Annotated in this window: 4 protein-coding genes; 2 read left to right on the top strand and 2 right to left on the bottom strand. The window is 47.5% G+C overall.

Annotation, left to right across the window (positions count from 1 at the left end; all coding sequences use genetic code 11):
- Positions 1-165: 165 nt before the first annotated feature.
- Both uxaC and OCV96_RS16645 read right to left on the bottom strand, forming a co-directional pair.
- On the bottom strand, positions 166-1,578 hold the full coding sequence (gene uxaC / locus OCV96_RS16650) for a glucuronate isomerase (protein WP_227064827.1): 1,413 nt from the start codon (positions 1,576-1,578) through the stop codon (positions 166-168).
- Positions 1,579-1,709: 131 nt separating this feature from the next.
- Complete coding sequence (locus OCV96_RS16645) at positions 1,710-2,717, bottom strand: LacI family DNA-binding transcriptional regulator (protein ID WP_227064826.1); 1,008 nt, start codon at positions 2,715-2,717, stop codon at positions 1,710-1,712.
- 413 nt (positions 2,718-3,130) lie between these two features.
- On the opposite strand from OCV96_RS16645, the gene OCV96_RS16640 reads away from it, so the two are divergent.
- On the top strand, positions 3,131-4,591 hold the full coding sequence (locus tag OCV96_RS16640; protein WP_118505705.1) for a tagaturonate reductase: 1,461 nt from the start codon (positions 3,131-3,133) through the stop codon (positions 4,589-4,591).
- On the top strand, positions 4,576-6,069 hold the full coding sequence (locus OCV96_RS16635) for a UxaA family hydrolase (protein WP_262594989.1): 1,494 nt from the start codon (positions 4,576-4,578) through the stop codon (positions 6,067-6,069). Before OCV96_RS16640 ends, OCV96_RS16635 begins: the two co-directional genes overlap by 16 nt.
- Positions 6,070-6,219 lie beyond the last annotated feature (150 nt).

Here is a 6,219-nt window from a genome sequence, read left to right as displayed (position 1 = left end):
CATCACTTTTCGTAGAAAATTCACATCCGGAGACCTTACATCGAGACATGTGTATCGCATGCTCCGGGAGTTCGTGGATTTTGCCAATGTATTTCACTAACTTTCTATTTACATAAAAACCCCCGGCCAAATAACCAGCCGGGGGATTGCACTATTCTTATAATTTTATGCCAGAGGGAACTTGAAATATCTCTTAGCGTTGTTGTAGGAGATATCGGTTACGATCTCGGACAGAGTATCGTAATCTGCAGGGAATTCACCACTCTCTACCCAGTTACCGATCAGGTTGCACAGGATACGACGGAAGTACTCGTGTCGGGTGTAGGACAGGAAGCTTCTGGAATCGGTCAGCATTCCAACGAATCCGGACAGGTTGCCCAGGTTAGCCAGGGAGATCATCTGATCCTGCATACCGGTCTTGTGATCGTTGAACCACCAAGCGGAACCCTGCTGGATCTTGGCAACAGCGGTGGAATCCTGAAAGCATCCGAGGATGGTACCGATGGCTTGGTTGTCGTTGGGGTTCAGGCTGTAGATGACAGTTCTGGGCAGCTCGTCGGTTACGATCAGAGCGTTCAGGAAGTCAGCCATCTGTGCGGAAGGAGCGTAGTTGTTGATGCAGTCGTAACCGGTATCGGGACCCAGCTTCTCGAACATCAGAGTATTGTTGTCGCGCTTACAACCGTAATGCAGCTGCATAGCCCAGTCAAGCTTGTGATATTCCTTGCCTACGAACAGCATGAATGCGGTCTTGAACTTCAGTTCCTCTTCCTTGGTCAGAACCATTTTGTTCAGTCTCTTTAAGAAGATCTCTTCCAGCTCATCGTCGGAAGCGGGATAGTACATTACATACTCCAGAGCATGGTCAGATACGTTACAACCCATGGATGCGAAGAATGCCATACGGTTCTTCAGAGCTTCCTTTAAGCTTGCGAAGGAGTTGATCTCGGTCATGCCTGCAGCAGCAGCCAGCTTCTCCAGATAATCCAGATAATCGGGCTTCTCGATGTTCATAGCTTTGTCAGGTCTCCATGCGGGCAGAACCTTTACATCGAAAGTATCATCTGCAGCCAGCTTCTTGTGCCACTCCAGAGAATCAATAGGATCATCGGTGGTGCAGATCAGGGTAACATTGCTCTGCTTGATCAGATTACGAACGCTCATGGAAGGCTGCTGCAGTTTTTCGTTGCACAGGTTCCATACTTCGTCAGCGGTGTTTTTGTTCAGAACGCCATTGTAACCGAAGTATCTCTGTAGTTCCAGATGGCTCCAGTGGAACAGGGGGTTGCCGATAGCCTTGCCCAGGCACTCAGCCCATTTGCAGAACTTCTCGTAATCGGAAGCGTCACCGGTGATGTACTTTTCGTCCACACCGCAAGAACGCATGAAACGCCACTTGTAGTGATCGCCGCCCAGCCATACCTGAGTGATGTTGTCGAACTGACGATCCTCAGCAATCTCCTTGGGATTGATATGGCAATGGTAGTCCAGAATCGGTGTTTTTTCTGCGTAGTCGTGGAACAGCTTTTTGGCGGTCTCGGTCTCTAACAGAAAGTCCTTGTCCATAAATGCTTTCATTTTAAAAATCCTCCATGTTCATATGAGTCAGATCCGGTAGGGATCCGGCGACTATAGTGATAAATATAGAAAAGGGGTGATTTGCAGCTCCCCCGTGCTGTCATAAACAAATGCCTATATGTGCCCACAAGCTACTTTGTGGTACCGCGTTTTACCAGTTCACCGGAGAATACAGTCTTCTTCGGCATCTCGCTTCCGCCCAGAACGCCCATCAGCGTTGTGATCAGATGCTGGCAGAGTGTTTCCAGCTTATTGTCGATACTGGTCAGCTCCGGATCGCAGCAGTTCACCAGCATGGAATTATTATAACCGATGATAGCCAGATCCTCCGGAATCCGCAGCTTCATTTCACGGGCGTATTTCAGAGCACCCAGTGCCAGAGAATCGTCAGCAGCAATGACACCGTGGAAGGTGATTCCCTTTGCATGCAGCTTCAGCAGCTGGTCTGCCATAGCGGGAATATCTTCATGAGATCCCTGATAGAGCTGCAGGAAGCTTCCGTTGGTCAGAAGTCCTTTTTCCTCCATGGCGGCACGGTAACCGGCCAGCTTTTTCTTACCACTGTAAGAAGTGGAGTTGTAGAAGTACAGGATGTCTTCCACTCCGGAACGGATCATTTCCATGGTGGCATCATACATGGAAGTAAAATCATCCGATACGATGCTGTAAACATTGGGAGCGTCCATGGCTGCATTCAACAGCATCACAGGCACCTGTCCGGCAGCGTCGAGGATGTATTTGTTGTCATCTTCCTTCTCGTAGATAAAGTTGGAACCTACTAATATAATGCCGTCCACTTTTTTCGTGATCAGAAGGTTCATGGAACTTGCTTTGGTATCCAGATCATAACCGGTACAGCACAGGATGCTGTCGTAACCGTTGGCCCGAAGCTTCTGCTCAATATAGTAGATCGCTTTGGCAAGGTACGGATCCGAACTGTCGGCACACATGATACCGATGGTCTTCATGGTGTTGAGACCTAATCCCCTGGCGAATGCGTTGGGAGTGTACTCGTACTGGTTGATCACATCCAGCACTTTTTTCTTGGTTTTCTCGCTTACATTGTTGCTTCCGTTGAGTACGCGGGAAACAGTAGCAATAGAGACACCGGCCTTTTCAGAAATATCGTAAATTGTCATCTGTGGCTTCCTCTCTGCTTCTATGTAACAGTGTGTAAAAAGATATGTAAGAAAAATGTAAGTAGTTACATAAAAAAGCTATATCTGAATTATAACGAAAGACTTCTCTTTTTTCAAGATACTTTTTCAACTTCTCATATGCCAAAAATTTATCAAAGCGAAATATTGCTGATAAAATCGGTAGTTTCACGAAAATAAAACTTTCTTTTTTTGGTGATTGACGAAACCATTTTTTTGAAGTAAAATGAATCATGAAAGTACTTACATAAACTTCCTACAATTCAGACCAAAGACAATGCCCCGGGCGGTGTAACAGATTCGTTCGTAAGGCGTGCCGGGGAAAGTAAGTGCAGGTAATAGAGTGCCGTAAGACGGTGCAGATAGGATACGCTAAGCGTAGAATGGAGGACAAAATGGATATCTTAAACAAGGCAAAGACCGGTAAAAAGGAAAGACCTATCAAGGTGGTACAGTTCGGCGAGGGTAATTTCTTACGTGGATTCGTAGATTACATGATCGACATCGCTAACGAGCAGGGCAAGTTCGATGGAGACATCGTTCTGATCAAACCCATCGAGTTCGGTAACCTGGATATGTTCCACAAGCAGGACTGCCAGTATACTGTATCCCTTCGCGGTAATGTGAACGGTGAAGCCAAGATTATTAATAGAATCGTAACCAGTGTTGCAGATGCTGTAGACACTTATAATGAATATGACAAGTACATGGGACTTGCCGAGATCGATACCTTACGTTTCGTAGTATCCAACACCACCGAGGCAGGTATCGTATATGATGATACCGATAAGTTTGAATTAGAGCCTCCCAAGACTTTCCCCGGCAAGCTGACCAAGTTCTTATATCACAGATTCGAGACCTTCAAGGGTGATATGAGCAAGGGCCTAGTAATGCTTCCCGTAGAGCTGATCGATGACAACGGTATTATGCTGAAGAAGTGCGTAATGCAGCTGATCGAGCTGTGGGGACTGGGCGATGAGTTCAAAAAGTGGGTAGATGAGGCATGTGTATTCACCTCTACTCTGGTAGACCGTATCATTACCGGTTATCCCCGTGCTACCGAGAAGGAAGAATGGGAGAAGCTGGGTTACGAAGACCACATCATGGTAACCGGTGAGCCGTTTGCTCTGTGGGTTATCGAATCCGCTAAGGACATCAGCAAGGAATTCCCTCTTCCCGATGCAGGACTTCCTGTTATCTTCACTGACAATCAGAAGCCTTATAAGCAGAGAAAGGTTCGTATCCTGAACGGTGCGCATACCTCTTTCGTACTGGCTTCTTACCTGTGCGGCAACGACATCGTAAGACAGTCCATGCATGATGACGATATCCGTAACTTCATGCTGAAGACCATTTATGACGAAGTAATCCCTACCCTGTCTCTGCCTGAGGAGGAACTGAAGCAGTTTGCAGGTGAGGTTGTAAACCGTTTCGACAATCCTTATGTAGATCATGCACTGCTTGCTATCTCCCTGAACTCCGTATCCAAGTGGAGAGCAAGATGTATGCCCAGCCTGTTAGGTTATGTTGAGAAGACCGGTAAGCTTCCCGCTCATCTGACCTTCTCCATCGCAGCACTGATGGCATTCTACCATGGCACCGAGATCCGCGATAAGGCTCTGATCGGTCATAGAGACGGTCAGGAATACAACATCATGGATGACAAAGCAGTTCTGGAGTTCTTCGCAGCAAATTGTGAGAAGGACACCAAGACTTTCGTAACTTCCTTCCTTGGTAATGAAGACTTCTTCGGCCAGGATCTGAACAAGGTTCCCGGACTGACCGATGCAGTTGTAGCATACCTGGATGATATTAAGGCAAATGGCATGAGGGCAGCATTATGCAAGATTTCTTAAAAATTAATGACAATGATAATGTAGTCGTAGCATTAAATACGATTCCTGCCGGTGAGAAGATCACAGTCTCTGTAGGTGACGGTCAGAAGACCGTTACCGCCAGAGAGGAGATCCCCGCAGGACATAAGATGGCTATTTTTGATATTCCCGAAGGCGGCGAGGTCATCAAATACGGTTACCGTATCGGTAATGCCAAGGAGAACATCGCAGAGGGCAGCTGGATCCATACTCATAATGTAAAGACCGCTCTGGGCGATCTGCTGGAGTACACCTACAACCCCACTCCGGTAGAGGAGAAGAAGACGGAAGATGTGACTTTTATGGGCTTCAACCGTCCGGACGGCAAAGTAGGTGTTCGTAACGAGATCTGGGTCATCCCCACCGTTGGCTGTGTCAACAACGTGGCAACCGCCATTGCAAAGCAGGCCAATGCATTCGTTAAGGGCAGTGTGGAAGAGGTTATCGCATTCCCTCATCCCTATGGTTGTTCCCAGATGGGTGATGACCAGGAGCATACCCGTAAGATTCTGGCAGACCTGATTAATCATCCCAATGCAGGTGGTGTTCTGGTACTGGGACTGGGCTGTGAGAACAGCAACATTGATGTATTAAAGCCTTACATTGGCGATTATGATGAGAACCGTGTGAAATTCCTGGTATGCCAGGAGCACGAGGATGAAATCGCAGATTCCGTAGAGGTGATCAAGGGCCTGATTGATTATGCTTCCAAGTTCGAGAGAGAGCCCATCAGCGTAAGCAAGCTGGTCATCGGTATGAAGTGCGGCGGCAGTGACGGACTGTCCGGTATTACCGCCAACCCTCTGGTAGGACGTTTCTCCGATCTGCTGATCTCCAAGGGTGGCACCACCATCCTGACCGAGGTTCCCGAGATGTTCGGTGCAGAGACCATTCTGATGAACCGTTGTGCCAACGAGGAACTGTTCCACCAGACCGTAGATCTGATCAATGACTTCAAGAATTATTTCAAGAGTCACAATCAGACTATTTACGAGAATCCTTCTCCGGGCAACAAAAAGGGAGGTATCTCCACTCTGGAGGACAAGTCTCTGGGATGTACCCAGAAGTCCGGAAGTGCTCTGGTCAAGGGTGTATTGCAGTATGGTGATACGGTGAAGACTCCGGGACTGAACCTTTTGTCCGCACCGGGCAACGATCTGGTAGCAGCTACCGCACTGGCAGCCGCAGGAGCACATATCGTACTGTTTACCACAGGACGTGGAACTCCTTTCGCATCTCCGGTTCCTACCATGAAGATCGCTACCAACTCCCGTCTGGCAGGCAAAAAGTCCAATTGGATCGATTTCAATGCCGGCGTACTGGTAGAGGATAAGACCATGGAAGAGGAGACCAAGGCTTTGTTTGATCTGGTAGTGGAGACTGCTTCCGGCAAACAGGTATGCAGTGAAGCAGCAGGCTTCCATGATATGGCTATTTTCAAACAGGGTGTAACTCTGTAAAAGATCATACACAAAACGGCGTTCTTTTGTTACAATAAACGGGCAGGAGAACGCCTTTGTTATATAGGAGGAAGAGTGAAAAATAAAGTAGATTTTTGGGCGCACTTATATAAGGGTTCATAAAACCCTGTTTTTACAAGTATAGAAAGC

Origin of the sequence: Waltera acetigignens (assembly GCF_025567015.1) — a bacterium.
Classification (GTDB): Bacteria; Bacillota; Clostridia; order Lachnospirales; family Lachnospiraceae; genus Acetatifactor; species Acetatifactor acetigignens.
Note: the sequence above shows the minus strand (reverse complement) of the source record. Positions and strands in the feature narration are given on the sequence as shown.